The sequence below is a fragment of the Psychrobacter sp. I-STPA6b genome (genome assembly GCF_020662265.1).
Classification (GTDB): Bacteria; Pseudomonadota; Gammaproteobacteria; order Pseudomonadales; family Moraxellaceae; genus Psychrobacter.
In genome coordinates, this window is sequence record NZ_VEWM01000122.1 from 157,271 (window position 1) to 183,937 (window position 26,667).

Sequence of the window (26,667 nt, forward strand, 5' to 3'; positions counted from 1 at the left end):
CAATAATGAAAAATAGATGGGGTTTATTCCTTACCCTTAATCACATCTTTGCCATAGCTTTTGGCAACAGAATTACCATAGATACTGAGCGTTGTACCTGCATTGGCTAAACGGTCAATATCAGCTTTGGCACTATCGTCTAATTTGTTAACGTTCAGCTCTAAGGTTTTAAGCATAGGTACTTGTACTAGACCTGCTAAGCTGTTGATTTGGTTATAGTCTGCTTTGAGTAAATCAAGTTTTGCTAAGTTTGCAAAGGCAGATAAGTTGGTTAGTTTATTACCCGTTAAATAGACGGTTTTTAGCTCATGGTTTTGGCTTAATACAGGCAGTGTGGTTAGTTTATTTTCCATTAAGCCCAGCTCAGTGAGTGTGGTTAAGCCAGATAAGGCACTGGCATCGCTGATGGCGTTATAGTTTAAGTTCAGCACTTGTAGTTTGGGCAAGCTGTTAACAAAACTGATGTCTTGCACGTTGTTACTGTCAGCTGATACATGAGTTAAATTGGGGTAACGACTTAAAAAGCTTAAATCAGTCGCAGGTTTGTCTTTTGGCTTATCGTTATTTTGGTCATCATTGTGGTCAACAAAGTTATCAGACAAATTGATATTGGTGAGTTTTGGTAGATTTGCCAAAAAGTCATAATTACGAATACCCGTGCCTGCCACACTTAAGGTTTCCAGATTAGGGAATTTACTGACAATCAATGAGCTATCAGGTACAGGGGCATAGTCTAGATACAATTCTTTAACCCCAGTAAAATACTGTAAACCATTAATCTGCAATGGGTTTTTTTCATCATACAAGACTAAAGTGCTGACACCTGCCAGATATTTTTGTACGTTCTCTTGGCTTGGATTGTCATAATCAAATGCAACCGTTGAGGGTGCGGTTTGCAAGCTATCAAGCAATGATTGGTTATCAATACCAGCATCTTTAAATGCCAAGGTTTTTAATTGGGCTTTGTTATAGCCCAACTGCACATCGTATAAGCCATCATTACAGCTAAGTAATGTACCGTTAGGGTGTGATAATAGGGCTTGTGGCGTAGAGCAAGTCAGCGAAGTTTGTTTAAGCTGTTGGTAATGTCCGTCTTTTTTCTCATAGCCTAAAATCTGACCTGAAATTACCACCAGCACTTGTGAGCCTGTGGGTTCAACAGCAATATGAGTTTGGGCAGGGTTGCCAGCAGTTTTGATAGCAGTTAGCTCGTGGTAATCAATGGCTTTTGAATTGCCCAATTCATATTCATCAAATGCCACAAATCCAGCAGGTGTGGTGTTATCACCTGCAAAGGCAATCGCTGAGCTGGTGCTGTATTGCTCAAGGCTATTGCGATAGCTATTTGCCATTGGGTTGGGCTTTTTGATAGTTTGTGGTGACCAGTTTGGTGGTGCAATCACAGGGTCACTGTGGTCACCATGTGACTGTAGATAAAGCCCACCATCTAAAAAGGTGAGTTGGTCTTTGCTGTCATCATCGTTATCACTAATAAGTACGGCATAGCGGTGATTGGCAGTGCTTGCTAAACCAGTAATGGGATAGTTGAGGCTGGTATTACTAATAATATCACTTTCGGTAAGTTCGGCGTTGCCTGCCAAATTGGCTTTGATAACTGCCAGTTTCTGTTCGCCTGTATTGGTTTTTCCTGTCACAATCCAGCGACCTTGCTCTAAGCTGTTAAACTGCTGACCTGAGTCAGGGTGGTGAGCAAGGGTTTCTTTTTTGGTTGCCTCATTAATCACTGCCCCAACCCATGTAATATGCTCAGGGGTAAAGTCCAAAATAGACTGCTGACCGCCAATATTAGTGGCGACTGCTTGGCTGTTAAAGTCTTTATCTTGCACAATTTGTAGTAACTGCCCTTTGGTGCTATCAAAGACATAAGGCAGTTTTTGATTGGGGTTGTTAACAAAATTTAGAGTGCTATTGATACCCACAGTATTTAAAGTGCTGGGGTCGCCGTGTCCATGAAAATGGTCGCCATGACTACCAAAAATAGATAGACGGTTTTTATCATCAAGCACATAGACATTTAGCCCCAAACTGGTGATATCCACCACATTAGCGTCAGCAATCCAGTCTTCTAATGGTTTAATAGGATTAGCAACGCTTTCATCAGTGATGTTGACAGCATAGTAAGGTTGACCATTGGCGATACCGACAATCACAGGTAGGGCAGGGTTACTGGTTAATTTTGAAAACTGTAATGAGTCTGCAAATAATTCCCGAGCTGATAATGGGTAATCCCCTTTATATGGATAGCGTTTGTTAACATTAACTGAGCCTGCCTCATCACCATAATCATGGTCATGCCCGTGTCCATCATGGTCGTGGTCGTGTCCATGTCCGTCATGATCATGATCGTGTCCGTGGTCATGGTCATGATGATGGTGGTCATGACTATGTCCATATAAACTTTCTTTACGTTCATCAGCACTGCCACCACAGCCTGTTAAAGTTACGCTGGCAAGGGTTGCAGTTAAGGCAAAGGCTAATGAGCGATGTAAAATAGAATGACGAAATTTCATAATAAAGCCCTATAATTTTTGATAATTAGTAGAAAATCATTAAACAAATCACTAAAACCGATAAGTAATCCCTGCGTTGACCGAACGCTCAGGCATGGGTACATGCTCTACCAAATATGAGGAATGGTTATACGCCAATTCATTTAAGATGTTTGATACTTTTACAAAGGCGGTGTAGTCATGAATACTGGGGCTGTGATAGACCAGCTTGGCGTCTAGCATGTTGTAGCTGGGCGTTTTGGTTTCAAAATCAGCAATTTTATCTTGCTCAAAGCGGTGATAGCCTGATAGCACCACATCAAACTGTCCAACTTGAGCAGTGATGTCACCACCAACACGAGGGGCAGATAAACGAGGGGCATATTTACGCTCTAAACTATTATCTTCAAGCTCAATCAATGCCAAATCAGCAAAACCACCAACACTCAACATATTATTAAAGTGATAACGGGCTTTGACCTCACCGCCATAATGTTTGGCATCGGTTTGGCTATAATCCACCAGCTTAAATCCTGCTGATTCCCCTGATGTCACCACATCTTGGGTTTTGGCATAGATATAATCGTTAGTTTGGTTATAAAACCCTGTGATACTGGCATCAAAGCCTGATTGTTTGCCCGTAGTAGTACGATTGCTATCACGGTTGTTAAAGCGATAGGTCAGCTCAATGCCATTGGTTTTTTCAGGATTGAGATTGAGGTTGCCACGCTCCCATGTGTTGGTTGCTAAGTGAGCACCATTGGCAAACAGCTCTTGAGGGGCAGGCAAGCGTTGGGTATGGCTAATACGTGCAGATACTTGGCTATTGGGGCTAAGGTATTTACCACCCTCTAGGCTAACGGATGTACCCGCATAAGACTTGCTGATATTGTGCTGGGTGTCCTCAATATTTTTAAACTCTTGGCGACCACCAAATTCTACATACCACGGTGCTTTGTTTGCAGGCAGTGCCATCGGGTTTTGGGTGAGATTGCTTGTGCCACCATGACTGTGGTCATGTCCTGCATGAGCATTGGTTTTTGAGGCAAATTTATCCTGATTATTGATGTCACTGGCATAATATGTGGGGGCTAACCGCTCAACAAAATAAACCCCAACTTGATTGCTATTGGTTTTAGGCAGATAACCCTCTAAGCCCACCGCCGAAAACTCACTACGATTGACATCAACCCCGACCATACCTTTCATAAAGCCCAGATTGCCTGTTTTATAAGTCGCATGAGTGGCATCCACTCGACCACTTAACGCCTTATTGGCAAAGGTTGTACCTGCCACACCTTCGTCAATCTCATCGTGTTTATAATCGGTATAGCTGGCTTTGGCACTGATTTTATCAACGCCAATCATTGGTGTTTGCTTTTCACCATAAAGTTGATAGACATCAGATTTTAAATCGACATAAGGTGGCTCACCATGATGATGGTGATGATGATGCCCAGCACAACTTAGCTTGGTTGGGTTGTTTTTATCAGGGCTACACTGGTTATGCACATGAAAGGGCAAGCCATATTCAGAGGCTTGACGTTGATATGATGCCCCAAAATAACTGCCATCATCTAACACATAAGATGCCCCAACACTGGCATTATCTTGGGTGTACCAACTGTTATTAATCTCTGGCGTATCCCAATGAGGTACTTGGATATTGCCTTGGTCAGTTTTTTGCACACTACTGGTTAATACAAGATTATCGCCAATAGTGCCTACCAACTCACCATACGCCAAATAGCCATCAGTCGCCTGCTGACCAACGACTGTCACCTTACCATTTAGGCGGGCAGGGGGGCGTGTGCTACGAATATTGTCATTCACCACATTGACCACACCGCCAATTGCTCCGCCACCATACATCAATGCAGATGTACCCTTGATAACTTCCACCTGTTTTGCTCCAACCACAGGGACAGACACCTGATGGTCTGGTGAAATTTGTGACGCATCTTGTACCGTCAAGCCGTTTTGAACCACTGCCACCCGAGGGGCGGTTTGTCCACGAATAATCGGACGGCTTGCCCCTTGTCCAAAGGTATCAGAAGATACCCCTGCCTCACCTGCAATCATATCGCCCAAGGTGCTGGCAGGTTGTTGCTCAAGGTCGCTTTCGGTTAGAACACTGGTCGCCGTTGCCATCTCGCCTGCCTGAGCTTGTAGCGGACTGGCGGTGATAATGACAGGCTCAAAGCTCATTGTAGGCTGTCCATCTTCTGTAACCTCAACAGTTTGTGCCATGCTGAGAGAAGGTATCATGCCCAGTGTCATTGTTGCCATTGCCAAAGCTAATGGAGTAGGTCGGTGTAAATAGCTAAAAGTTAGCACAGCACATCTCCTAAACAGTTGTATAGATAGATTTATGAAAATGATATAACATTACATAATAATGAATTAAGATTATAATTGTAATAATATAACATTACAACAGGTTGGAGAAATAAATGATGCAATAAGAAAGAGATAGGCAAAAAAAAGGCAAAAAAAACCACCTCTATTGAGGAGATAGAGATGGTGGGAGAGACGAACAATTCAGAAGATAAAATTTCACAAACCTGTGCTGGTGAGTGTTGGTTAGTTGTATTTTATATTAACGATTAGCAACAGGTGAAAACCTAAAACCCCCGAGCCTTATCAGGTGTTGTTGTATCAAAAATTTGGAAAGCGCTATTTGCACCTGTACGCACTACTTTGCCATCAATGACTGCACTGGCTTCAAAATCAATACCACCACCTGCATTTTCACCACTAACAAAGTTCGGTAATGTCAGAGCATGAATTTTTAGCTGTTTATTGTGAACTGCTGTATCTGCTTTGGTTAATCTTTGACCACGAGGCTTGATAACTTCCCCTTCTGCTAAAGGCTGACTGGGATTATCATAGATAATATCTAAGTCTAACAATACAGCTTGTGACAATTGTGCCTGCCCATTGCTAACAGGAATACCAATCAGTGCTTTACTACCACGATGAACCATACGGTTATCAACAATAGCACCATCTCTAACTCGACCTTCAGATGCCAAAGAGCTGGTACGGTTAATGACCATCAGTTTATAGCCAGCAACAGGCGTACTGGCTTGCCCAGAATAAATATCATCAACCAATTCAGGAGCAGTGCCATCAGCATTGGTTAATAAACGAGCAGATGTTTCAGCAATCGGATAGTTATTATTGTCAATGGTTAAAAAGCGCTTATTTGCATATTGGCTGTTGGTATGGTTAATAGTATTTGCATTTGCTATTGGTTGGGAGGCTTGCCCAGCTAGAGCGGACTCAAGTGGCATTGTGTTGTTACAACCTGCTAGTGCAAAGGCGAAACAGACAGCAGAGAAGGTGATACATTTGGGTAGATGTTGGTATATATATTTTGTCATTATCATAGTAACTCCAAGTGATTTCTTGTGTTCAATGCTTTTAGTAAAGAAATTAAAGAATGATGTTAAGTCTAAGTTATTGATAATGATTACCATTTTTCTTATTATTGCGCTAAAATGGCTTGCTGTCAATGGCTATTTTTAACTTTGTATTGAACGGCTTAATATTCGTTAATGATAGATGCTATAACTTTTTAGTTGTGTTAATAGAGTGCGTCATTAATGGCACAGTAGAAAAAAGAATGGCGGTGGTGTTTGTAAAGAATATCTTGATGAATGGAATTTTTAATAGATGCTAATATAAAAGACATACGTTTGTTAATTTTAGTCTATGGGTGATTTGATATGCTTCCGATTGTTGTAGAAAATGTAATAACAAAGGACAATCCTAATACAATGATTGTTAATCCTGTAAAACCAAAATTTAAGTTTGGTAAAATATTAGAGCTGTAAATAAATAACATAAAACCAGCAACAAACATTGACCACATTAATAATGTGGCGAAAAAATATCCTATAGAATCTATAAATGAAAGAAAACGAGATATCTTTATTAACTTTTTATCCAGTGCTGTAAGAAAAATGGGTGCAATAGGTAATAACCAAGAAAAAGGGCTTAAAGGTATAAAGCCTGATGGTGCTTCTGTAACACTGATAACAATAATAAAAGGGATGACGATATTAAATGCTACTAGAAATAAAGCAAAATAACTGCTAACTCCAACAATAAATATATTTTTATTTTGCATTCTTGCCATAGATAAAAACAAATTTAGCCCTGCTAAGTTTGCCAAAAAATACAAAAATGATTCACTATAAAGGTTATCTGTCAAAGGTTTATTTTGGCTAAATGATAGCCAAAATGTATAAATTACAAAAGCCAAAATACTACTGTTATATAGCCAGTTTTTCTTAAACTCATTATCTTCCTGATCTTGAGATAAGTTTGCAAAGAATTTAAACTGCAACTGCCAAAAAATATAACCAATAGTTAAAACAACAAAAATACCCACACTATCATAGGAAAAGTTCAGCCAATTGCCTTGTGCTAATACCCAAAATAAACTCATAAAAATAGCAATCAATCCTGCCATTAATCCAAAGTCAATTGGACGAATAAACCAGCCAAATACCCAGCGCTGTAATGCCTGCATTTGTGGATGCTGTTGCCAGTATTTAGCGGTTAATTTGTTGTTGTCATTAACTTGTGGACTGTGTTGCTGATAAAACTGTAATTCATCGTTTAATTGTTTAAGTTGCTCAGCAAGAGGTCGTGCTTTATAGGGCAGTAACATTTGATTAAAAAACAGCCAACGATTAGGAGTGCGAAATTCGCCATCTATTTTCAAATGCCAATGTTGATATACGTCAGGATAGTGACTGGCTAAATATTGTAACCAGTTGGCAGGGCTCTGAAAAAAGCTAAAGTGTTGGTATAAGTTATTCAAATGTTCTAATTGATACCACGGATATTGCGAGTGTTGCCAATGATTTAAATATTTATCCCAGCCAAACTGTGATTTGGCAAATTGATAGCTATCAGGATAGATGGCAGGTTGCTCAGCAAACCAACTCAATAGCTGTTCTTCAAAGTCATTTTGTTCGTCTAAGGGACATTGTTTTAATTGTTGTATTTGCTTGGTTAATAGTTCATAGAGGTGTTGGTCTTTATTAAATTTTTGATTATTCAGCACGTTTTGCCATTCGCGTTGCCAATCAGTAAGTTGCCAATGAGTAAATGCGGTCACCTTTTCATAGATAGGCGTTGCATTGTTTGTATTTGTATCGTCCAAATCAGTAGTGGTGTCCATTTCAGTAAAGAATGGACTGTTTTCATCAGTATAAGTTTCTACATTGATATTTATATCAGCAATATCAATAACCAGTGTTTGCTGGTTTGGGGAGGTGGTATTGACTGAGTAATTTAGAGTAACGTTTTTATCCACTTCATTTGTATTTTTATCATCATTACCACGATTGCTATTATCATGATTTGTGGTCGTTTCTGCATGATGGTTTGAGTCGTTGTATGTATTTGTAACACTGATTTGCTTATCGTCTGTTTCTTCTTCATCTGCAAAATCATACCAATATCGAGTTTCTAACGCTTGCTCATAGGCAGACCGCAGTTGTCGAAATCCATCAGGATTTTTATCAGGTTTATTGTGCTTTAGCTGTTTGGCGTAGGCTTTTTTGATGACAGCCTCATCATTGGTGGGTTCAATCCCTAAAATTTGCCAACATGAATCATTTGTCATACGTAATACCTAATACCTAAATAAATCACCACTAAAACCAGTTGTCTTGTTCAAGCTGGTCTAAACTTTTGTTAATCTCGCTATTGGCTTTACGAATTTGTTGTGGGTCTTGGCTATCTAGTACGCTTTCATACCAGCCAATTAAGCGGGCAAGTTGTGTACGCTCATAGCCAAGACGCTGAGCATATAGCCGTTCGGCACGTGCTAAAATACTGCGGTTTTGGGCTTGGTCACGTGGATGGATTTTTAGATTGGCAAGTTTATCACGAGAGTTTTCAATCTCTTGGTTGCTCAGTTGTTTTGCCCCATTTTGGATAACCAAGTTATAGCTGTCATTGGTTTCGGTAATATTAATATCAACCTCAAGCAAGCCGTTAACATCATAAGAAAAGCGTACTTCAATGGGAAGCTCACAAGCTTTGCCTCGATGGCTGGCAGGTAGGGTAATGCTCAGTTCACCCAGTTTAATATTGTCACGAGTCAGACGAGCCTCACCTTGATAAATATTAAATTGCACTTCAGTTTGGTTATTGTGTACAGGATAAAAAGTATGCACTTTACTGGTGGGAATCACTGTGTTGCGCTCAATAATTGGGGCAAATATACCATGCTGATATTGATTTTCACGAATCTCTAAAGAGGTATCCACTCCCATAGAATAAGGGGCAACATCGGTTAAAATCACTTCATCAAGAGCAGCATCTTCGGCGACTAGCCCAGCTTGAATGGCAGCACCAATAGCAATGGTTTCATCAGGATTTAAGTTAACAGCAGGGAAACGCCCTAGTAAGCGCGTCATTAGTTGGCGAAATACTGGCATCCGTGTTGCTCCACCGACCAGCACCACATCATCTAACTCTTTAATACGTAGTTTTGCATCACGAATTGCCCGTTCAATGGGGTCACGAAATCTTTGAAATAAAGGTTCACATAATTTTTCAAATTCACTTTCTTTGATTGTCCATGTATAGGGCGTATTTTCAATAGTTAGTGACATGGTGGCTTGTTTTTGGTGGGTCAATGTACGTTTACAGGCTTCAGCTTCACCATGCAATAAGGATAAGTAAGGCTGCCAAAATTCTGCATTTGTATCTTGTTGTTGCTTAATAAACCCTTGTATTAGTATTTCAGTGAAATCCTCACCACCTAGACTATTATCGCCAGCACTGGCACGTACTTCCATAATGCCTGAGAATAACTCTAACAAGGTGACATCAAAAGTACCACCACCCAAATCTAACACCAAAAACTTACAATCATCATTTTTCTCATGCAAACCATAAGCCATAGCGGCTGCTGTCGGCTCATTGAGCAGACGACGTACGCTTAACCCTGCCATTTGTGCGGCGTTTTTGGTGGCTTGGCGTTGATGGTCATTAAAATAGGCAGGGACAGTAATGACGGCATCAGTGACAGGCTCACCCAAATAGGCTTCAGCATCGGCTTTGAGTGATTTTAATACCAATGCAGATAATTCTTCAGCACTAAATTGATGCGATGCACCTAAGCGAAAGTTTTTTTGACTGCCCATAAAGCGTTTAAACACACTTGCTGTCTGCTCAGGATGACTAATCAAACGCTCTTTGGCAGATTGTCCGACCAATATACTGCCATCTTTATCGACACTCACTACCGATGGGGTTAAAGTTTGCCCTAATGAATTAGGAATCAAGGTGGCTTTTCCATCTTGCCAAATGGCGACTAAACTGTTGGTTGTACCAAGGTCAATGCCGATAATCATAACAGTATCCAATCATGTATCAGGTGAGAAGAATAATACTAACTCTATTTTTTGTAAATTTTAAGGATTATTAAACTTTAATACAATCTAGGTATGATACACCTGCTTTTTCTACTCAGGCATCTTATTTTTAGGTAACATTGTTTGCACAGAATGGATAGACCATAACAACCACCCAATCAATGCAACTAATACCAGCATACTTAGAGCACTACCTTCCAGCCCAAACTTCCCCCCTGTTAACCACATTGGCATATCAGGGTTAACCGTAGCGTTTAGTACACTCACAGGCACAGCAATACCACTGACTGCAAAGCCATACAGACTGGCCTGTGTCCAGTTCCATAGCCCATGAAAACCAATACTGACCCATAAACTATTAAACCGTAAATACAATAAAGAAAACATAACCCCTGCCAAAAAGATATTTACCAAGGGTATCCAATTTAAATCAGGATTGGCAAGGTGAAACAGCACAAATAGCAACGCATTGCCAATGACCCCTGCAGTTACGCCCCAACGGCTGGCAATCTCAGGCAATAAAAACCCACGACTAATCACCTCTTCGACACCACCTTGAAAGATAAACATCACCAGCGTAAATGCCAACAGTCCCCACCAAGAGCCAGTGAGTGCAGGTAAATTGCTGGTGAGTGATACGGCTTCATTACCATAAATAACAAGCAATATGCCCAGTGGCATACTTAGGCTCACAAAGCCTAATACAGCCCCGAGTAAAAACTTTGGTAAGCGACCATAAGGCTTACGGCGATATTTTGTGGTCATGGGCTTTAGCGGAGACAAGCCAATACGTTGTAAAAAGTTAATACGAGGTTGAGCCAGATAATTAGGAAGTTTTGTAGAGTTCAGAGGATTGAGTGAGTTATGAGAATGAGCGATGTTACTATCATTAGCAAGCAAAGAAGGCTGTTTTCTCGTGCGTAACCAGAGCCAACCTCGCCACCATCCCCATAATAAGAGTAACTGTGCCATAAACTGCATCACAGCCCCAGAATAAAACAGCCAGCCTTGACCAATATCACTATCAGGAAAGGGTAACAAATACACCAATAGATAAGCAAAACCACCAATAATTGACCAAATAGAAGTCAAAACACAAGCAATGACAGGATGCACAGTCGCTCGGCGGTGTTGATGTAACCAGTTAATCACGGGATAAGGTGTATCAGAAATATGGTGTGGTTGGTAGGACTGGTTGGATTGGTTAGATTGATGAAGTTGATGAGATTGATAAGACGGGGGCTGGTTGATAGACATACATCACCTGTTATTTATTAGCTGATATTTAAATAATTATTTATAATACTCTTGATACTGTTATTTATATCATGATGACGATTTGATATAACGAACTATCATAGGCTTTTTTTAGTGCAGTTTATTGCCTATTTTGTTGTTTTAACTTATAAAGATTAAATAGTATAAGGAGTTAGTCATGCAGTCTTACAAAAAATCTCGTACAGTACAGAAATTAGAACGCTTTGGGCGTATTCTGGCATTGATGGTGGGTGTGGGTAGTGTTTCAGCCATCTCTGGCATCGCTCAAGCCCAAACCGTTTGGGTGGATGTACGTACCCCAGCAGAATTTGCCACAGGGCATGTGGTGAACGCTAAAAACTTACCGTATGAAAACATCGTTAGCCTTGCCGTTGCTCAAGGTTATGATAAAGATGATACCATTTTATTATATTGTCGCTCAGGTCATCGGGCAGGTATTGCCAGACGCTCACTACTAGGTGCGGGCTATCAAAATGTGCAGAACCTTGGTGGCTTTGATGATTTAGTAGAAACAGGAGCAGTTAAGGTGAATCAAAACTAGCTATCAAAAAGGACTAGGATGCCATGCCAGTATTTTTACGGACAGCTCATCATGCAGACATTCCAGCAGTTGAGAGGTTACTAAATCAATGTTATCGCAGTGACCAAGGTTGGACAAATGAATCTCACCTGATTGCAGGTATACGCACCACCCAAACTGAGCTACAGCAAGTCATTGATGACGATAGCCATTATCTATTTGTTTATCCACAGACAGACAACGGACAGCGAAACGGTATAGAAACAGGTAAAATGCTGGCATGTATTGCAGTCAAATTTGAGCATGCTCTTAACCCTAAAAACGTACCCATTGCCTATATTGGTATGTTTGCCGTTCACCCTGAGCATCAAGGGCAAGGTGTGGGTGACACCTTATTACAAGCAGTGGAAACCTTTGCCCACCGCCACCTTGGTACTCGCAATGGCAATGGCAACGAAAACACCAAACAAGCCTATCAACTACAAATGAGTGTCCTAGAGCAACGCCCTGAACTATTAGCCTATTATCAGCGTCGAGGTTACCAGCCCACAGGTGAAATCATTCCATTTCCTGAAGATGGTAATAATGGCGAACCACGACAAAAGGGCTTAACATTGAGGGTATTAGCCAAACAAACAGGGTGATTTTTAACAGAGTTCTTTTGAATCGTAGCCAATCTTGCTGTCCGCTTGTATCTGCCAGCCTAGGCGAGGCGGTGGCACGAGCTGAGACATTGCTGTTACCTCGACACTATCTCAGACTCTAGCCACCGCAACTCGCCCAGACTGGCAGGATACCGCTACCATCAAGGCTAGCGGTAACATCTATTATCTTGTAATGATTTATCGTATTTATAACTTTCTAATTGAAAATCTCCCTTTTTTCAAAGGAAGATTTAGACAGAGTATCTACCTACCCAAGGGCAGTATAAGTTCTTATTTCAAATTTTGGTCAGATTTGCTGTCTTGCCAATAACCTTGAATTTTCTTATAAAACTCATCAAACTCTTGCTCATTATTAAAGCTAGATTTGGGAATAATATGAATAGCTTTAATAATATAAAATGATAGAGGCACATGTATAATTAAAAGCTTAGAACTTGTTTGAATTTTTTTTATTTCTGAATAGTGATATATTGTATTATTAACTTCAGTTTTTTCTCTTATACCTTGAGAAAATATAGTATATATATGCTGTCCTAACACACCTTTTTTGATGTAAGCATAGAGAAATCCAAATATTAATGTAAAAATAATACCAACCATTATGCAACTGACAGTAACTATTAGACTATATAAGATAGCTAAGCAAACTGCTAAAATTAATTTAATAGAGATATTTAGTTGCATTATAAAATATAAAAAATTAAATATAAAAATAATTAAGATAGATATTTTAAATGTTTTTGTGTTTAAAGCGATGAATTGAGCTTTAACCAGATCCCAATGAGTAATATTAACTGTGACTTTCATGATACTTCCTTATAATACACATGCTTAAACTGAATACACCGTAATTGACTTATCCTTATCCTTATTATTCAATTTGTTGTCAGCCTCTTTTGTCGTATTAGCCAAAATATCCGTCCCTATTATTGCATCTTCCATTGTATCTGAAACTGCTCTGCGAGCCATAAACTGTGTCTCTAACGTCTTGCGTATATCTGCCAGTTTTTCTACTTTATCATCACGATAAAAAATATTAAAACTCTCAAACGGTATCATCTTGCCATCAGGCTGGGCAAAGTGGATACAGGACTTTTTTAACGCCCGAATATCTAGATTTTGTGCATCCATAAACTGCACAATCATCACCCGAAACACATTATCATAGCTTAAATGTGGGGCATTAATCTTAGGCAGACAGCACAGCAATTCTGATAAACAATCCGCTTGCGACTCAGGTGAATGATTGGTACTGAGCACTTTAATGAGCTGATTTTTGGCTTGTGCTTGCACATCAGGATTTTGCTCAAATAAGATGGTATTGCCACCACCATTCATAATCACATCAGGGGTCAGATAACGGGTGAGGGGAGTGACTTCAACAGGTGCGGGAATGGTTGGTGTGCTTGTATGATTTGCATCATGATTATTATACGTCTTTAACGCATAACCCATCGCCAATGTATCAGGGTTACAAGGAACAGGCACAATGTCATCTAAAGTAAATACCGTTGACTGCTCAGCGATTTGCCGACGCATCTGTGAGATGGTTAAGCGTTGCTTACTGGCATCCAGCAAGGCATCATCTAGCCCAATACGCCCCGATTCTGATAACGGCTGAAAGCTGACCCCACGCACACAACGATAACTTAAACCATGCTCAATGATACGTCCCATCTCGCCATCATTGAGTCTTTTTTTAATTGTCGCCACAAGGGTAGTGGATAGGTTATGGGTTTCCAAATTAGCAAGGGCTTGCTGATGAATACGGGCAAGGTTTGCCCCACGTAATACATGAATATGAGCATCATCAAGCGAGTCAAACTGTAGATAAATTTCTAAGCCTTGCACTTTAGCACTATTCTGATTTTTTAACCGATACGCATAGTCAGCAAGACGTGTAACAAACTCAGGCTCTTTTGCCAAGCGGATACCATTGGTATTAATCATCACATGGCGAATGGGCAGGGTTTGGATATAATCCAAAATTGCAAATAGCTCAGGATGCAAAGTTGGCTCACCACCAGAGAGTTGCACCACATCAGGCTCACCTTCACAGGCGACCACCGTATCCAGCATCGCTTTGACGGTTGCTAAAGACTTATATTTATAGGACAGGTGCGGTAGATTGACTTCTCGGCTCATACCCGAGTCAGCAAAGCACACAGGGCAATCGAGATTACACACATCGGTAATCTCAACAATGGTTAAGCACGAGTGTTGCATGTGGTCAGGACACAATCCACAGTCATAGGGGCAACCATATTGCATCGGTGTGCTAAAAGTCTCTGGCATCTCAGGGCGTTTGACATACACTTCTCGGCACGAGCGATAATAGTCCACATCGTCCATCATTAGCACCCGTTCATTGCCATGCACAGGACACCATTTATCCATATACACATGGTTGTTTTTAAAGATGATTTTGGCTTCCACAGGATACAGACAGGTGCTACAGACTGAGCTTGTGGTGTCATAAAACTCATAAGGGCGATTTTTGCGTGACATTAGCTATCCTTGTTACCGTAGTTATGGTATATCTTTAACGGCTGAGGTTGTTGGCTGACTTACTTAATTTGTTTTTGGTTGGTTGAGTTATCTTGAAAGAATCAACGGAGTTTATTAAGACATTCTTTTTTCATTACAGTATCTTTTAAAAAGAAGCTGTCCCATCTATTTTACTGTGGTTGTTTTTTTAACCACATTAAACGCCTTACATCTCGCCACACAAACGGTAAATAGCAGACCACTGCCAGCAAGCATGCCCATTGTATCCCTGATAGCCCAAACCAATAAGCATAAGGGACAGGTTTAATGCCATCAACCAACAATCGCCACAGCATGTAGCTGATAAACAACACTTTAAAACTCAGCCCGCTGACTGCTTTGAGTTTAGGATAAGCACAGTAAAAGAAAATCAGCATGGTCATTGCCCACACCATATCATAAAGCTGGGTAGGATGACGCAATATACCATCGCCAAAATCAATACCCCAAGGCAGGCTGGTTGCCACCCCATAAGTACCATCATGTAGCCCTGCCAAATAGCAACCAGTACGCCCAACGATTAGCCCCAAACAAAACGGCACAATAAATAAATCACCCGTTGAATAGCGAATACCCGCCAGTTTTTTGGCAATTTCAATACCAATTAGTCCGCCAATCATACCACCAACAATGGTCTGTCCCAATGCCAGTGACATTACCCCAAATTTTGACCATGCTTGTGGTACTTCTATTAAAAACAACAGCTTATTGCCAATGCTTGCTCCCAAAATACAGCCAATGGCAACCACAAAGCTCTCTTTGGATAAAATACCTGCTTGCTGTGGTGAGTTTGGGTTATTTTTAACATAATGTTTTTTAATCAGCCGATAGCTTTGTACACCAACAATCAGTGCCAGCCATTCAAATATAAAATGGACAATATGTGCTGTTTGTGCGGAGAGGGGGAAATAGGGAATGTTCATGCTTGGTGCTAGAAAGAAGATGATAGCTGATTAGCACACCAGCCAAAACCAACACAAAAAATCAATCCTGAAACTATCATCATTATTTTAGCTTGTTTGAGTATTGGTTCACGCTCTATTTTATCTTGCTTGTTTAGACCAACCATAAGAATAATAAACCCAAGTAAAAAAATAGCAATACAGATAAACATCATAGGTAGAAATAAGACTCCCATTAGGTTATTTAATCCTTATATCTGGTTTTCTGTTTTATGACTTTTTAATTAAAAAAGTCGATAACAATACCCACTACCGACTAAGAACATTAAAATACTTATGATGCCAATGATTTTAAAAAAAGGGTCTGTTTTTTTGCGGTCTACATTAAAGATACGACATATTGTAAAAATAATACCCAATATCACCATGATAGCTAAACTGAAGAAAACTAAAATGACGCCTGTCCACCCTGTCTCATTCATTTCTAACCCTTTTAAAGGATACTATGAGCAATATACTTTATCACAGGTTTTTGTAAACTATGATGTCTTAAAATTATATAAAATATTTAACCGTAAAAAATATACCAATACTTAATAAAATAAAGGCAATCAGTAGTAACCTTTGAAACCACGGAAACAGTTGTTGTTTAGTCGCCACCTCATTAGAGGTCGCATATCCAACCAAACAAATCAGGCTACCCACCAGTGTCATGATGCCAAAACCTATAGGCAGTATAGAAAAATAAAGTGATATCATGGCAGTGTATCCAATGAAGTGGCAATATGATTGATTTAAGATAACAAGATATGACTTATGAACATACTTATTGTACCCGACTCATTTAAAGAAAGCCTGAGAGCCATTGAAGTCTGTCATGCAATCAAATCAGGCTTTAGCCGAGTGTTTGCTCAGGCAAATTATACCTTATTACCAATGGCAGATGGAGGAGAAGGCACCTCTGATGTTTTATCATATGTGCTGGGTGGTCGCTGGAAGCAAGTGATGCTTCATGACCCATTGATGCGTCCAATATCTGCAAAATATTTGCTACTACCTGATGCAACTGCCGTTATTGAAGTCGCGCAAGCGTGCGGTTTGCACTTACTTACCAAAGCTGAAAGAAATCCACTGCTTACCAGTAGTTATGGTGTTGGAGAGCTAATCGCTGATGCACTGGCTGAGGGCGTAAAGCATATTATTATTGGGCTTGGAGGTAGTGCGACCAATGATGCTGGTGCTGGTATGTTAACAGCACTTGGTATGGAGTTTTTAGATGCACAAGCAAGCCCATTACCACAAGGTGGTGCTGAGCTTATCAACTTACAACAGATAAAAGCTGGAAATATTCATCCCAAAATAGCCAGCACAACCTTTGAAGTAGCGTGTGATGTCAATAATCCTTTATGTGGCGATAAGGGTGCAAGTGCTGTGTTTGCCCCTCAAAAAGGAGCAAAGCCACAAGATATTCCCATACTTGATCAATCACTAGCACACTTTGCCCAAATCTGTAGCCAGCATGGCTATCCTTCATACCAGAATGTGTCAGGTGCAGGTTCAGCAGGTGGTTTGGGTTATGGGTTGATGACTTTTTGTGATGCTCAGTTAAAATCTGGCTTTGATATGCTGGCTGAACGTGTTAACTTATCCCAACAGATTGCTAATGCAGACCTTGTTATTACAGGGGAAGGACAGCTTGATGCTCAAAGCTCAATGGGCAAAGTAGTCGGTGGTATCTCTAGGCTTGCCAAGCAGTATAATGTTCCTGTGATTGCTATTTGTGGTAGTGTTGATAGTTATGACCCACAATCTACTATTCAAAGCTCAGCCTTTGATGTGGTTATGCCTAGTATTCAAAAACTTGATAGCCTTGAGCAGATACTGACCAATGCACATCATAATATTGAAACGACCGCTATGAATCTGGCATCTGCTATGCAATTATGGCAGGGGTTGTTATGATGACTGAAGCACTTTAACCAACGCTCTTAATGTATTTATCTCACTGTCTTTTTGGGTAATGATTTCTTCTTTATGTTCGAGCATCAGTTTTAATTTTTCATTTTCTACACTTAATGCTTGAGCATCACCATAGTAGTTTGAGCTATACATACTATTTTCACTGATGAGACAAATTAAGTTTTTGTTTTCCAATAAATCTCCTGCTGAAATCCCTAATATATCAGCAATCTGTTGTAAGCGTTTGACACCTAAGTTACTTTCTCCACGCTCAATCTTTGCATAGCCATTTTTAGACATTCCCATACGTTCCGCCATATCTTCTTGTGACCAGTTTTTTTGTTCTCGTAATTGGCGAATGGTTTCTTGTACTGTCATATAGCCCCCATAAATCCCTATTAGATTATATGTATTGTTAGAGAGTAGTGACAAGATAAAGCCATGACTGCTTTATTTGTCTTTGTTGTATTATGTTTTAATATTAAAGTTGAGATAATATTAAATAGGCATTTTGTCATTTTCTCCAATCTTCCTCATATTAGCGATTACCTGTTATCGACTATTTTCAATCTATTTTATTATGAAAATACCAATAATATTAGATGCTATCTGGACTTTATATCATATAAACCATAGGTATTTCACAAGAAAAAATATTAGATTATCTATAGTATTATTTAATAAAAGTTTTGAATAGTGGTTAAGATTAAGATTTTACTAAGAATTTCTTCTCTTTAGATGGTATTTATAATAGTAATACTTCAATATTACACAATTAGACAGAAGATTTAGAATCTGCTGATAACTTTAAATGAAGCAAGTATTATGCCAAAGATGGTAAGTGTGGGGAATAGGAAGAGAAATAGGAAGTGGCGTAGATTTTATATAGAAAAGGGTTTTGGCTATAGCCTAGAGCCAGCTCAATAAAAAATTGGCACAAAGTCAAACTTGTTTGTAATACTTGCTTTTATAAGTGATACCTTCATTCATTTTTCTTGTAACAGTATTATTTTAAATTGACTAGGGTCTGTTGAACATTCATTTTCATAGGAAAAATTGAGATAAGTTTGTCTTAGTCAAGGCAATGAACGCAGGTAATATCGATATATTAGCCAGTTCATTAACGCAGAATAAGGCAAATTTAGCCAATTTTTACATGAAAGTAAAAAATAGCTTATCCCTTGTAAGTATTAGCCTAACGGGGTGAATGTTCAACAGACCCTATATACCTAGCAGGTTAAGATAAGTAAATAAAAAAAGGATACTATTTTGTATCCTTTTTTATATAAATTGATGACTGGTAATATGTTGCTATTTATCTTTATTTCCCCAACATCCCCTTCAAAAACTGCCCTGTAAACGACTCCTTAACCTCTGCGACTTGTTCAGGTGTACCCGTTGCGACAATTTCACCACCGCCACTGCCCCCCTCAGGGCCTAAATCAACAATCCAATCTGCCGTTTTTATCACGTCCAAATTATGCTCAATTACTACGATGGTATTGCCTTTATCACGCAACGCATGCAGGATACTCAGCAGTTTAGCAATATCATGGAAGTGCAAGCCAGTGGTTGGCTCATCAAGGATATATAGCGTTTGCCCTGTATCCCGTTTTGCCAGCTCACGAGCCAGTTTTACCCGCTGTGCCTCACCACCAGAGAGGGTAGGGGCGGATTGTCCCAAACGAATATAGCTAAGCCCCACATCCATCAATGCCTCAAGACGGCGATGAATCGGTGGAATGGCTGAGAAAAACTCTGTTGCGTCCTCGACCGTCATATCCAGCACATCGCTGATGGTTTTACCTTTATAGTGGATTTCTAAGGTTTCTCGATTGTAGCGTTTGCCATGACAGCTATCACATGGCACGTACATATCAGGTAAAAAGTGCATTTCCACTTTGATTAAGCCGTCACCCTGACAAGTCTCACAGCGTCCACCTTTGACATTAAAGCTAAAACGCCCTGCCTTATAGCCCCTTGCCCGAGCTTCTGGGGTTTGAGCAAATAAATCTCGAATCGGTGTAAATACGCCCGTATAAGTAGCAGGATTTGAGCGAGGTGTACGCCCTATCGGGCTTTGGTCAATATCGACCATCTTATCTAAATGCTCTAACCCTGTAATACTCTCAAAGCTCTCTGGTACTAAGGTTGAGGCGTTATTTAACTGTGTTCCTGCCAATGGCATCAGCGTGCGGTTAATCAAGGTTGATTTACCTGAGCCTGACACCCCTGTAATACAAGTCATCACCCCTACAGGAATGCTTAAATCGACACTTTTTAGATTGTTTCCTGTTGCCCCTTTTAGCTCAATATAAAGGCTTTTGCTTTGTTTACGTTTGTGCTTTGCAGGCTCAATGGTTTTGGCTTGATGGCGTACTTTGGGGACGGCGATTTGCTTTTCACCTGATAGATACTGACCTGTCAGCGATTCTTTATTTTTAGCAATATCTTTTGCCGAGCCTTGAGCAATCACTCGCCCGCCATGTACCCCTGCACCGACACCAATGTCGATAATATAATCTGCTTGGCGGATTGCGTCCTCATCATGCTCGACTACCAGTACCGTATTACCTAAATCACGCAGTCTGGTTAGCGTTTTAAGCAAGCGGTCGTTATCACGTTGGTGCAAGCCGATAGATGGCTCATCAAGTACATACATTACCCCCATCAAGCCTGCTCCGATTTGACTGGCAAGGCGGATACGTTGAGCCTCACCACCTGATAAGGTTTCGGCTGAGCGGGCAAGGGTCAGATAATCCAAACCCACACTGACCAAAAAGCTTAACCGTTCATTGATTTCCTTAAAAATCTTACTGGCAATTTCCCCTTTTGCCCCTGTCATTTTTAGGTTGGCATAATATTCGGAGGCATCACCGATGGATAACTGCACAATATCCGCAATATTTTTATCATCGACCAATACATGACGGGCGATTTCGTTAAGTCTTGCCCCATCGCAGACATTACAGGTGGTATCAGCCAGATATTTTGCCAACTCATCACGCACCAGATTGCTTTGTGTTTTGGCATAACGGCGTTCTAAATAGGGCAGTACCCCTTCAAAAGCCGTGGTCTTTTTGGTTTTGCGACCTCGCTCATCGGTAAAATGAAACAATAACTTTTCATCACCTGAACCTTGCAAAATAATGTCTTTATGCTTTTTAGATAGCTTTTGCCAAGGGCTATCCATATCAATATTAAAATGCTCACAAACAGTGGTTAGCAAGCCAAAATAATAAGCATGACGTTTGTCCCAGCCGTTAATTGCCCCTTGATTTAATGACTTATCAGGGTGGGTAATCAGTTTATCAGCAGAAAAATACTGACGTTTGCCCAAGCCATCACAAGATGGACACGCCCCATAAGGATTGTTAAAACTAAACAAACGTGGCTCTAACTCTGACACCGCTCGGTCACAAATAGGGCAAGAGTGTTTAGCCGAAAATAACTGGTCAACTTGTGGCTCATCATTTTTAGTATCAGAATTATCAGAGCTGTTTGGATTGCCGTCCATATAATGCAAAATTGCAAGGTTATTACCCAATCGCAATGCCGTCTCCAAACTCTCAGCGACCCGATTGCCCAAATCATCACGCACCTTAAAGCGGTCAACCACCACCTCGATGGTATGCTTTTTATTTTTCTCAAGGGCAGGTAGCTCGTCCATATCATAGACTTGACCATCGACCCGCACCCGAATAAAGCCTTGCCCAACCAACTGCTCAAGTAATACCACATGCTCGCCTTTACGCTCACGCACCACAGGGGTAAGTATCATCAGCTTCGTACCTTCAGGCAAAGCCATAATCTCATCGACCATCTCGGTTATGGTTTGAGCGACCATTGGCTCATGATGCACAGGGCAATAAGGCGTACCCACCCGAGCATAAAGCAGACGCAAATAATCGTAAATTTCAGTAATCGTACCGACCGTTGAGCGGGGGTTATGGTTGGTAGATTTTTGCTCAATGGCGATGGCAGGGGATAAGCCCTCAATGCTATCGACTTCTGGCTTATCCATCTGCGATAAAAACTGGCGTGCATATGCTGATAGACTTTCTACATAACGGCGTTGTCCTTCAGCATACAGCGTATCAAATGCCAAAGAGGACTTGCCCGACCCTGACAGCCCTGTAATGACCACAAACTTATCACGAGGAATATCAAGGTCAATATTTTTTAGATTGTGCGTTCTTGCACCGCGGATTTTGATGTGTTCATGTGCCATAGGGAGTATCTCTTGCAGAGTCAGTTTAAACAGAATGAGTTTTGAATCTAAGTAGTATAAAATACATTTTTAATACAAAAAAATATAAGTATTTTTTATTGATGCCATGGGAAAAAACCCTTAGGAATATGAACTATCTATTGGCACTTTAGTAAATTATTCAAGGCTTCTTAACAAACAAAAACGATGTGGAGCAGTGAACAACAAAAATAATAAACATTTACATTATGTGCAAAATTGTACATAATTAAAACATTAAGCAACAAATTTTATAAATTTCCTTTTATAAATACCTGCTTTTTATACCAGTGCTGAAAAATAAGCTAGTAAAACTTAATATGAGTCATCAATCATATTTTTCACATATATAGATTATTATCATTAACTTGATTATCAAGAAAGTTAATTGTGAAGTAAGTTGTCGGGTTATTTTTCAGGTTTGGTTCTTCTTATTTACCTGTTTACATAAGTGATCTCTTCTATGAACTCCTCATTTAATAGCAATGCATTAAAGGCAATTGCTTCACCAAATAGTGCCAAATGTACAGTTGGTATGTTTATCCGTTCTCCTCTGAGTATTGTCATTGGCTTATTGATGTCTCAAACTGCACTGGCAGAAGAGGCACCTACTGTAGAGCTGGAAGAAGTTGTGATTTCAGCAGGTCCTAGAGATGCGACAGAAGCCAGCAAAAAAGTCGTTACTGCTAAAGATATCCAAGACAATCAAATCAATAGCCAAAAAGACCTTGTTCGTTATAACCCAGAAGTCAGTGTGGCTGAAGTGGGTCGTTATGGCTCAAAAGGTTTTGCTATTCGTGGTGTAGATGGTAACCGAGTTGCTATGAGCTATGATGGTGTAAGCTTACCTGACCAACAGATTAATGAGTTATTCTCTCCCTATGGCTATATGTATGAAGGTCGTTTTAGCCCTGACACAGAGATGTTATCTGATGTTGATTTACAAGTTGGTGCAGACTCTTTTTCCTCAGGTAGTGGCGCAGTTGGTGGTGCTGTTAATTATAAAAGTAAAGACCCTGTTGACTTATTACATGGTAGTGAGCAGATCGGCGGTTATGTAAAGACAGGCTATACCAGTAAAAATGAAGAGGCTGTGGGTGCAGTTGGACTGGCTGGTAAAGTAGGTAAATTTGAGGCTTTAATTAACTATGCATATCGTGAAGGGCATGAGTTAAAAAATCATCGTATGCTACCTTTTAATAAGGATAAACTAAATCCAGCCTATGACTTTGAAGGTGATCCAGATTATCGTTATCCACAGGATGGCACACCTATTAGTGATAAAGCAGCAATTTTACCTGACCCACAACACTATGAAAGCCATGCTGCTTTAGCAAAACTTTATTACCATCCTAGTGAAGAACATAGAATTGGTATTCAAGGTAGCTATCAGTATAGTGCAAATAAGTCTAATCACTTTACAAAAAATACAACTTCAGATCGACGTATTGGCTATGATGAAGGAGAGTTAAAAGGAGTAGGGGTAAATTATCGTTACTTGCCATTTGATAGTCAGTGGATTGATGAAGTTAAGGCAGATGTTAATTATCAGCATATTATTGGTGCGGCAAATACGTATGTTTATAGTCAGCCTTATACAGCAGATTTGCTATGGATTAACGAATATCGCCCGCAGTATGATACAACCACACAACTGAATGTTGAAGGACACTTACTACCTATAGAAACTGGAAGTTTAGGTAGTCATACTGTATCGGTAGTAGGTAGCTATGCAAATACAGATCATGAGCTTATTTTAAAAGAGTGGAATAAATTTTATAAAGCTGGTGATTATGGTTTTAAGTTTCTCGGTCCATCAGTAAAAAAAGATGTATATAGTGTTGCTATTGCAGATGATATAAAAGTTAATGACAAACTTAATGCAAAAATTGGTATTCGCTATGATAATCATCATTATCAGCCTTATATGACAGATATTGATACATATGCTATAAACCATACAGGACAACAATATGTCATCAGACTTCAATATGAAAAAGGTGACTTAACCAAGCCACGTCGTATGAGCAATCTAGGTGGTTTATTAGCTCTTAACTATAAGCTAACCCCCCATTGGCAAGCAGGCTATAAGGTCTCAACAGGATTTTTGGCACCATCATTAAGTCAAATGTATTCTGCATACAATATACAAGGTGTAACTTTAACAACTAATCCACATTTAAATCCTGAAAAATCTTTAAATCATGAACTTTCATTGCAGGGTAACTTTGATACCTTTAGTGTGAATACAACAGGGTTTTATACAGATTATAGTGATTTCATTAAAACTGTTTATCATGACAAAATCACAGAATGTGATAAAAATGGTCAAAACTGTACTGAACAATATGGTACATTTGTTTCTGCTGAAAATATTGGTAAGGCAAAAACTTATGGTGTTCGCTTGGGCGGTGTATGGGATATTTCAAAAATCATAGATATAAATGGACAGCTAAAGTTAACTGGTGATATTAGTTATGCTAAAGACAGTAGCGATAAAGGTATCAACTTATTGGCAACAGAACCATTAAATGGCGTATTAGGACTAGAATACCACCCTGCTACAGATGACTATCAGCTTCATGCAAAAATGCGATATGTGGGTGCTAAAAAACCAGAGGATGCAAAAGTAATTGATAAATACAATCAACTTACTCCTTATGAACATATTGATGCTAGTAAGTCTACCTTTGTTTATGATTTATATGGTAGTAAATCATTTGATAATGGCTTTAAGTTTTCAGCTGGTATATACAATGTTTTTGATCAAAAATATATACCTTGGAGTAACTTACGTATGTTAGCAGATCTAAATGTTAATACAATGGTTGATGATAAAGGACGAGGTCTTGAGCGTTATACTGCACCGGGTCGTAACTATGCTGTTGCACTGACTTATGAGTTTTAAAAGTAGTATAAACAAACAACTTGCAATTAAAAAACGCTGGAATAGATATTCCAGCGTTTTTTATTACTTTCAAAAAATGCAAAGATAAAAATATTAGGTATCAGGCATCTGGTAGACGAGCCATCCAGATAGCAGTTGCCAAGCAAATAGCAGATGTTACCCATGCCAGCCATAGTAAGCTACTGTCTTGTAGGCGGTAAAACAACATCATGCAAGAGGCTGTCATCATTGTCCATGCCAGATATTTCCCGTAGCGTGGAATAGCACGTTTTTGTTGCCAATCAGTAACCATCTTGCCAAAGACTTTATGATTGATAAGCCATTGATGAAATCTATCTGAGCCTTTTGCCCAGCAAGCAGCTGCTAAGAGTACAAAGGGTGTGGTCGGTAATACTGGTAACACAACACCAATCATACCTAAAGCAAAAAATAATGTGCCTAAAAATAAAAATAACCAGCGGATAAAACGGTTACTATGTACTTGGCTGGTCTGAGATAAGTTGGCAGTATCTCCATAATCAATAGTGGAAATAGTATCATTTTTGACAGCAATATTTTGTGAGTCTTGAGGATATTTGGTAGTCATGATTGTTATATCTAAAAAAGGGTTGTGTCAGCACTGGATGGATTACTTATATAAATAGCAATATTTGTATGAGTAATCTATCTTTTATATGATAGAAATAATATAAAAATATAAGTGTGTTGTAATTAATTAATGATTAATGCTGGATATTTATAAAAAACATAAAACACCGATGTGCCAGTGCAGCATCGGTGCTAGTCTCTTATTAGGTAACGTAGTAAAATATATTTAATTAAGACATATCTTTTACTAAGAGAATATAGCGAGCTCTTTTTTCTTTATATACATCACTGTATTTACCTTCATCTGTTTCGCCAATAGCAATGCCATCACGGGTTACCTGATTGGGAGTGCCTTCTGCTAAATCTAAAGCATAGACAAAATTAGCAGATTTACGGCTTTTCTCATTCTGTGCTTCTTGCTCTTCTAATGGTAAAGGTTCTCCCCAGCTTGGTTTTTGATAAGGAATATAGGCAACAGGGGTTGATGACCAAATATAAGGGCTTGATACTTCAGGTATATATTTTGCAGGTATTTGGGGGTTGAGACATGTCCAACCTGCTTGGTCTGTCATTCTACCCCATTCATCTTCAGTACAAGTCTGACCTGCATGCTCAGCTTGAGGAACCCATTTTCCATAATCTGGTTTCTCTCTAGTTTCTTCATGGTTGTAGAATCTTAAATTTTTAGCAAATGGGAATACACTGGTATTGATTGCAGGAAATACTTGTGTGGTTTCTGTAATACTCACTAGTTCTTTTATATTAGGCAGTCGCCAGCCATCTTTAGCTTGTAGCTGGGTAGCATCAATAGCTGCTTGCCAGCTGGTAAACTCAGTTGGTTCACCTTGACAAGCACCATCAGTAAAGGTTTGTCCTACTAGACAGCGAGACCATATTAACTGACTGGCTTTATCTGTTGCATTCGCTTGTTCTAGTGTGTAGACATCAGTAGGATTGTCAGCAGTAAACTCAGCAGGAGCATCCACTGGAGCAATGCTAGGTTCAGGCATAAGTTCAGCAGCTATTGCTGTTCCTGCTATTAAAGCTACTCCAACAAACAAGTAGGATTTGATATGTTGGCGGTCATTTTTATAAATTGTCATTACTTATTTCCTTGAAAAATTAAATATCAATA

Annotated in this window: 19 protein-coding genes; 4 read left to right on the plus strand and 15 right to left on the minus strand. The window is 39.6% G+C overall.

Annotated features, from left to right (window positions below; translation table 11 throughout):
- Nucleotides 1–23: 23 nt before the first annotated feature.
- The 6 genes from FHK88_RS13010 to FHK88_RS13035 form a co-directional block, all read right to left on the minus strand.
- Nucleotides 24–2,531 (minus strand): leucine-rich repeat domain-containing protein, encoded by a 2,508-nt coding sequence (locus tag FHK88_RS13010; RefSeq protein ID WP_227431142.1) that lies wholly within the window; start codon nucleotides 2,529–2,531, stop codon nucleotides 24–26.
- A 51-nt stretch (nucleotides 2,532–2,582) separates the two neighbouring features.
- On the minus strand, nucleotides 2,583–4,847 hold the full coding sequence (locus FHK88_RS13015; protein ID WP_227431143.1) for a TonB-dependent receptor: 2,265 nt from the start codon (nucleotides 4,845–4,847) through the stop codon (nucleotides 2,583–2,585).
- A 287-nt stretch (nucleotides 4,848–5,134) separates the two neighbouring features.
- A complete protein-coding gene (locus FHK88_RS13020) occupies nucleotides 5,135–5,902 on the minus strand; it encodes a hypothetical protein (protein WP_227431144.1) in 768 nt (255 codons plus the stop codon).
- A gap of 323 nt (nucleotides 5,903–6,225) precedes the next feature.
- Nucleotides 6,226–8,154, minus strand: a complete 1,929-nt coding sequence (locus FHK88_RS13025) for a hypothetical protein (protein WP_227431145.1) — start codon at nucleotides 8,152–8,154, stop codon at nucleotides 6,226–6,228.
- A gap of 31 nt (nucleotides 8,155–8,185) precedes the next feature.
- Entirely contained in the window at nucleotides 8,186–9,895 is a 1,710-nt protein-coding gene (locus FHK88_RS13030; RefSeq protein WP_227431146.1) for a molecular chaperone HscC, read from the minus strand.
- A gap of 111 nt (nucleotides 9,896–10,006) precedes the next feature.
- Nucleotides 10,007–11,173 carry a CPBP family intramembrane glutamic endopeptidase gene (locus FHK88_RS13035; RefSeq protein ID WP_227431147.1) on the minus strand — a complete coding sequence of 389 codons (1,167 nt, stop codon included), beginning with the start codon at nucleotides 11,171–11,173 and terminating at the stop codon, nucleotides 10,007–10,009.
- Between the two features lie 178 nt (nucleotides 11,174–11,351).
- Here FHK88_RS13035 and FHK88_RS13040 point away from each other — a divergent pair, with 178 nt between their 5' ends.
- Both FHK88_RS13040 and FHK88_RS13045 read left to right on the plus strand, forming a co-directional pair.
- On the plus strand, nucleotides 11,352–11,735 hold the full coding sequence (locus FHK88_RS13040) for a rhodanese-like domain-containing protein (RefSeq protein WP_227431148.1): 384 nt from the start codon (nucleotides 11,352–11,354) through the stop codon (nucleotides 11,733–11,735).
- A gap of 23 nt (nucleotides 11,736–11,758) precedes the next feature.
- Nucleotides 11,759–12,358, plus strand: a complete 600-nt coding sequence (locus FHK88_RS13045) for a GNAT family N-acetyltransferase (protein ID WP_227431149.1) — start codon at nucleotides 11,759–11,761, stop codon at nucleotides 12,356–12,358.
- A gap of 291 nt (nucleotides 12,359–12,649) precedes the next feature.
- Here FHK88_RS13045 and FHK88_RS13050 read toward each other — a convergent pair whose 3' ends face one another.
- The 5 genes from FHK88_RS13050 to FHK88_RS13070 all read right to left on the minus strand — a co-directional run bounded on the left by FHK88_RS13050 (nucleotide 12,650) and on the right by FHK88_RS13070 (nucleotide 16,587).
- A complete protein-coding gene (locus tag FHK88_RS13050) occupies nucleotides 12,650–13,186 on the minus strand; it encodes a YcxB family protein (RefSeq protein ID WP_227431150.1) in 537 nt (178 codons plus the stop codon).
- 24 nt (nucleotides 13,187–13,210) lie between these two features.
- Entirely contained in the window at nucleotides 13,211–14,887 is a 1,677-nt protein-coding gene (locus FHK88_RS13055; RefSeq protein ID WP_227431151.1) for a radical SAM protein, read from the minus strand.
- Between the two features lie 170 nt (nucleotides 14,888–15,057).
- A complete protein-coding gene (locus FHK88_RS13060) occupies nucleotides 15,058–15,849 on the minus strand; it encodes a prolipoprotein diacylglyceryl transferase family protein (RefSeq protein ID WP_227431152.1) in 792 nt (263 codons plus the stop codon).
- Nucleotides 15,850–15,857: 8 nt separating this feature from the next.
- Nucleotides 15,858–16,064 carry a hypothetical protein gene (locus tag FHK88_RS13065; protein WP_227431153.1) on the minus strand — a complete coding sequence of 69 codons (207 nt, stop codon included), beginning with the start codon at nucleotides 16,062–16,064 and terminating at the stop codon, nucleotides 15,858–15,860.
- 319 nt (nucleotides 16,065–16,383) lie between these two features.
- Nucleotides 16,384–16,587: a hypothetical protein gene (locus FHK88_RS13070; RefSeq protein WP_227431154.1), complete on the minus strand. Its 204-nt coding sequence runs from the start codon at nucleotides 16,585–16,587 to the stop codon at nucleotides 16,384–16,386.
- A gap of 57 nt (nucleotides 16,588–16,644) precedes the next feature.
- Here FHK88_RS13070 and FHK88_RS13075 point away from each other — a divergent pair, with 57 nt between their 5' ends.
- On the plus strand, nucleotides 16,645–17,790 hold the full coding sequence (locus FHK88_RS13075; protein WP_227431155.1) for a glycerate kinase: 1,146 nt from the start codon (nucleotides 16,645–16,647) through the stop codon (nucleotides 17,788–17,790).
- Here FHK88_RS13075 and FHK88_RS13080 read toward each other — a convergent pair.
- Nucleotides 17,785–18,165, minus strand: a complete 381-nt coding sequence (locus tag FHK88_RS13080) for a helix-turn-helix domain-containing protein (protein ID WP_227431156.1) — start codon at nucleotides 18,163–18,165, stop codon at nucleotides 17,785–17,787. The genes FHK88_RS13075 and FHK88_RS13080 overlap by 6 nt on opposite strands.
- A 943-nt stretch (nucleotides 18,166–19,108) precedes the next feature.
- Entirely contained in the window at nucleotides 19,109–22,018 is a 2,910-nt protein-coding gene (gene uvrA / locus FHK88_RS13085) for an excinuclease ABC subunit UvrA (RefSeq protein ID WP_227431157.1), read from the minus strand.
- Nucleotides 22,019–22,499: 481 nt separating this feature from the next.
- Between uvrA and FHK88_RS13090 the strand changes: the two genes are divergently transcribed.
- Nucleotides 22,500–24,944, plus strand: coding sequence for a TonB-dependent hemoglobin/transferrin/lactoferrin family receptor (locus tag FHK88_RS13090; protein ID WP_227431158.1), 2,445 nt, complete (start codon nucleotides 22,500–22,502; stop codon nucleotides 24,942–24,944).
- A gap of 100 nt (nucleotides 24,945–25,044) precedes the next feature.
- On the opposite strand, the gene FHK88_RS13095 is transcribed toward FHK88_RS13090, so the two are convergent.
- Both FHK88_RS13095 and FHK88_RS13100 read right to left on the minus strand, forming a co-directional pair.
- A complete protein-coding gene (locus tag FHK88_RS13095) occupies nucleotides 25,045–25,530 on the minus strand; it encodes a YbaN family protein (RefSeq protein WP_264480687.1) in 486 nt (161 codons plus the stop codon).
- A 232-nt stretch (nucleotides 25,531–25,762) separates the two neighbouring features.
- Complete coding sequence (locus FHK88_RS13100; RefSeq protein ID WP_227431159.1) at nucleotides 25,763–26,635, minus strand: DUF1566 domain-containing protein; 873 nt, start codon at nucleotides 26,633–26,635, stop codon at nucleotides 25,763–25,765.
- Nucleotides 26,636–26,667 lie beyond the last annotated feature (32 nt).

Coding starts and splice junctions, on each gene's coding strand:
- FHK88_RS13080 (WP_227431156.1), bottom strand. CDS start 18,165: ATGACAGTACAAGAAACCATTCGCCAATTACGAGAACAAAAAAACTGG.
- FHK88_RS13090 (WP_227431158.1), top strand. CDS start 22,500: ATGAACTCCTCATTTAATAGCAATGCATTAAAGGCAATTGCTTCACCA.
- FHK88_RS13025 (WP_227431145.1), bottom strand. CDS start 8,154: ATGACAAATGATTCATGTTGGCAAATTTTAGGGATTGAACCCACCAAT.
- FHK88_RS13060 (WP_227431152.1), bottom strand. CDS start 15,849: ATGAACATTCCCTATTTCCCCCTCTCCGCACAAACAGCACATATTGTC.
- FHK88_RS13040 (WP_227431148.1), top strand. CDS start 11,352: ATGCAGTCTTACAAAAAATCTCGTACAGTACAGAAATTAGAACGCTTT.
- FHK88_RS13035 (WP_227431147.1), bottom strand. CDS start 11,173: ATGTCTATCAACCAGCCCCCGTCTTATCAATCTCATCAACTTCATCAA.
- FHK88_RS13050 (WP_227431150.1), bottom strand. CDS start 13,186: ATGAAAGTCACAGTTAATATTACTCATTGGGATCTGGTTAAAGCTCAA.
- FHK88_RS13095 (WP_264480687.1), bottom strand. CDS start 25,530: ATGACTACCAAATATCCTCAAGACTCACAAAATATTGCTGTCAAAAAT.
- FHK88_RS13065 (WP_227431153.1), bottom strand. CDS start 16,064: ATGGGAGTCTTATTTCTACCTATGATGTTTATCTGTATTGCTATTTTT.
- uvrA (WP_227431157.1), bottom strand. CDS start 22,018: ATGGCACATGAACACATCAAAATCCGCGGTGCAAGAACGCACAATCTA.
- FHK88_RS13045 (WP_227431149.1), top strand. CDS start 11,759: ATGCCAGTATTTTTACGGACAGCTCATCATGCAGACATTCCAGCAGTT.
- FHK88_RS13070 (WP_227431154.1), bottom strand. CDS start 16,587: ATGATATCACTTTATTTTTCTATACTGCCTATAGGTTTTGGCATCATG.
- FHK88_RS13020 (WP_227431144.1), bottom strand. CDS start 5,902: ATGATAATGACAAAATATATATACCAACATCTACCCAAATGTATCACC.
- FHK88_RS13100 (WP_227431159.1), bottom strand. CDS start 26,635: ATGACAATTTATAAAAATGACCGCCAACATATCAAATCCTACTTGTTT.
- FHK88_RS13055 (WP_227431151.1), bottom strand. CDS start 14,887: ATGTCACGCAAAAATCGCCCTTATGAGTTTTATGACACCACAAGCTCA.
- FHK88_RS13030 (WP_227431146.1), bottom strand. CDS start 9,895: ATGATTATCGGCATTGACCTTGGTACAACCAACAGTTTAGTCGCCATT.
- FHK88_RS13075 (WP_227431155.1), top strand. CDS start 16,645: ATGAACATACTTATTGTACCCGACTCATTTAAAGAAAGCCTGAGAGCC.
- FHK88_RS13010 (WP_227431142.1), bottom strand. CDS start 2,531: ATGAAATTTCGTCATTCTATTTTACATCGCTCATTAGCCTTTGCCTTA.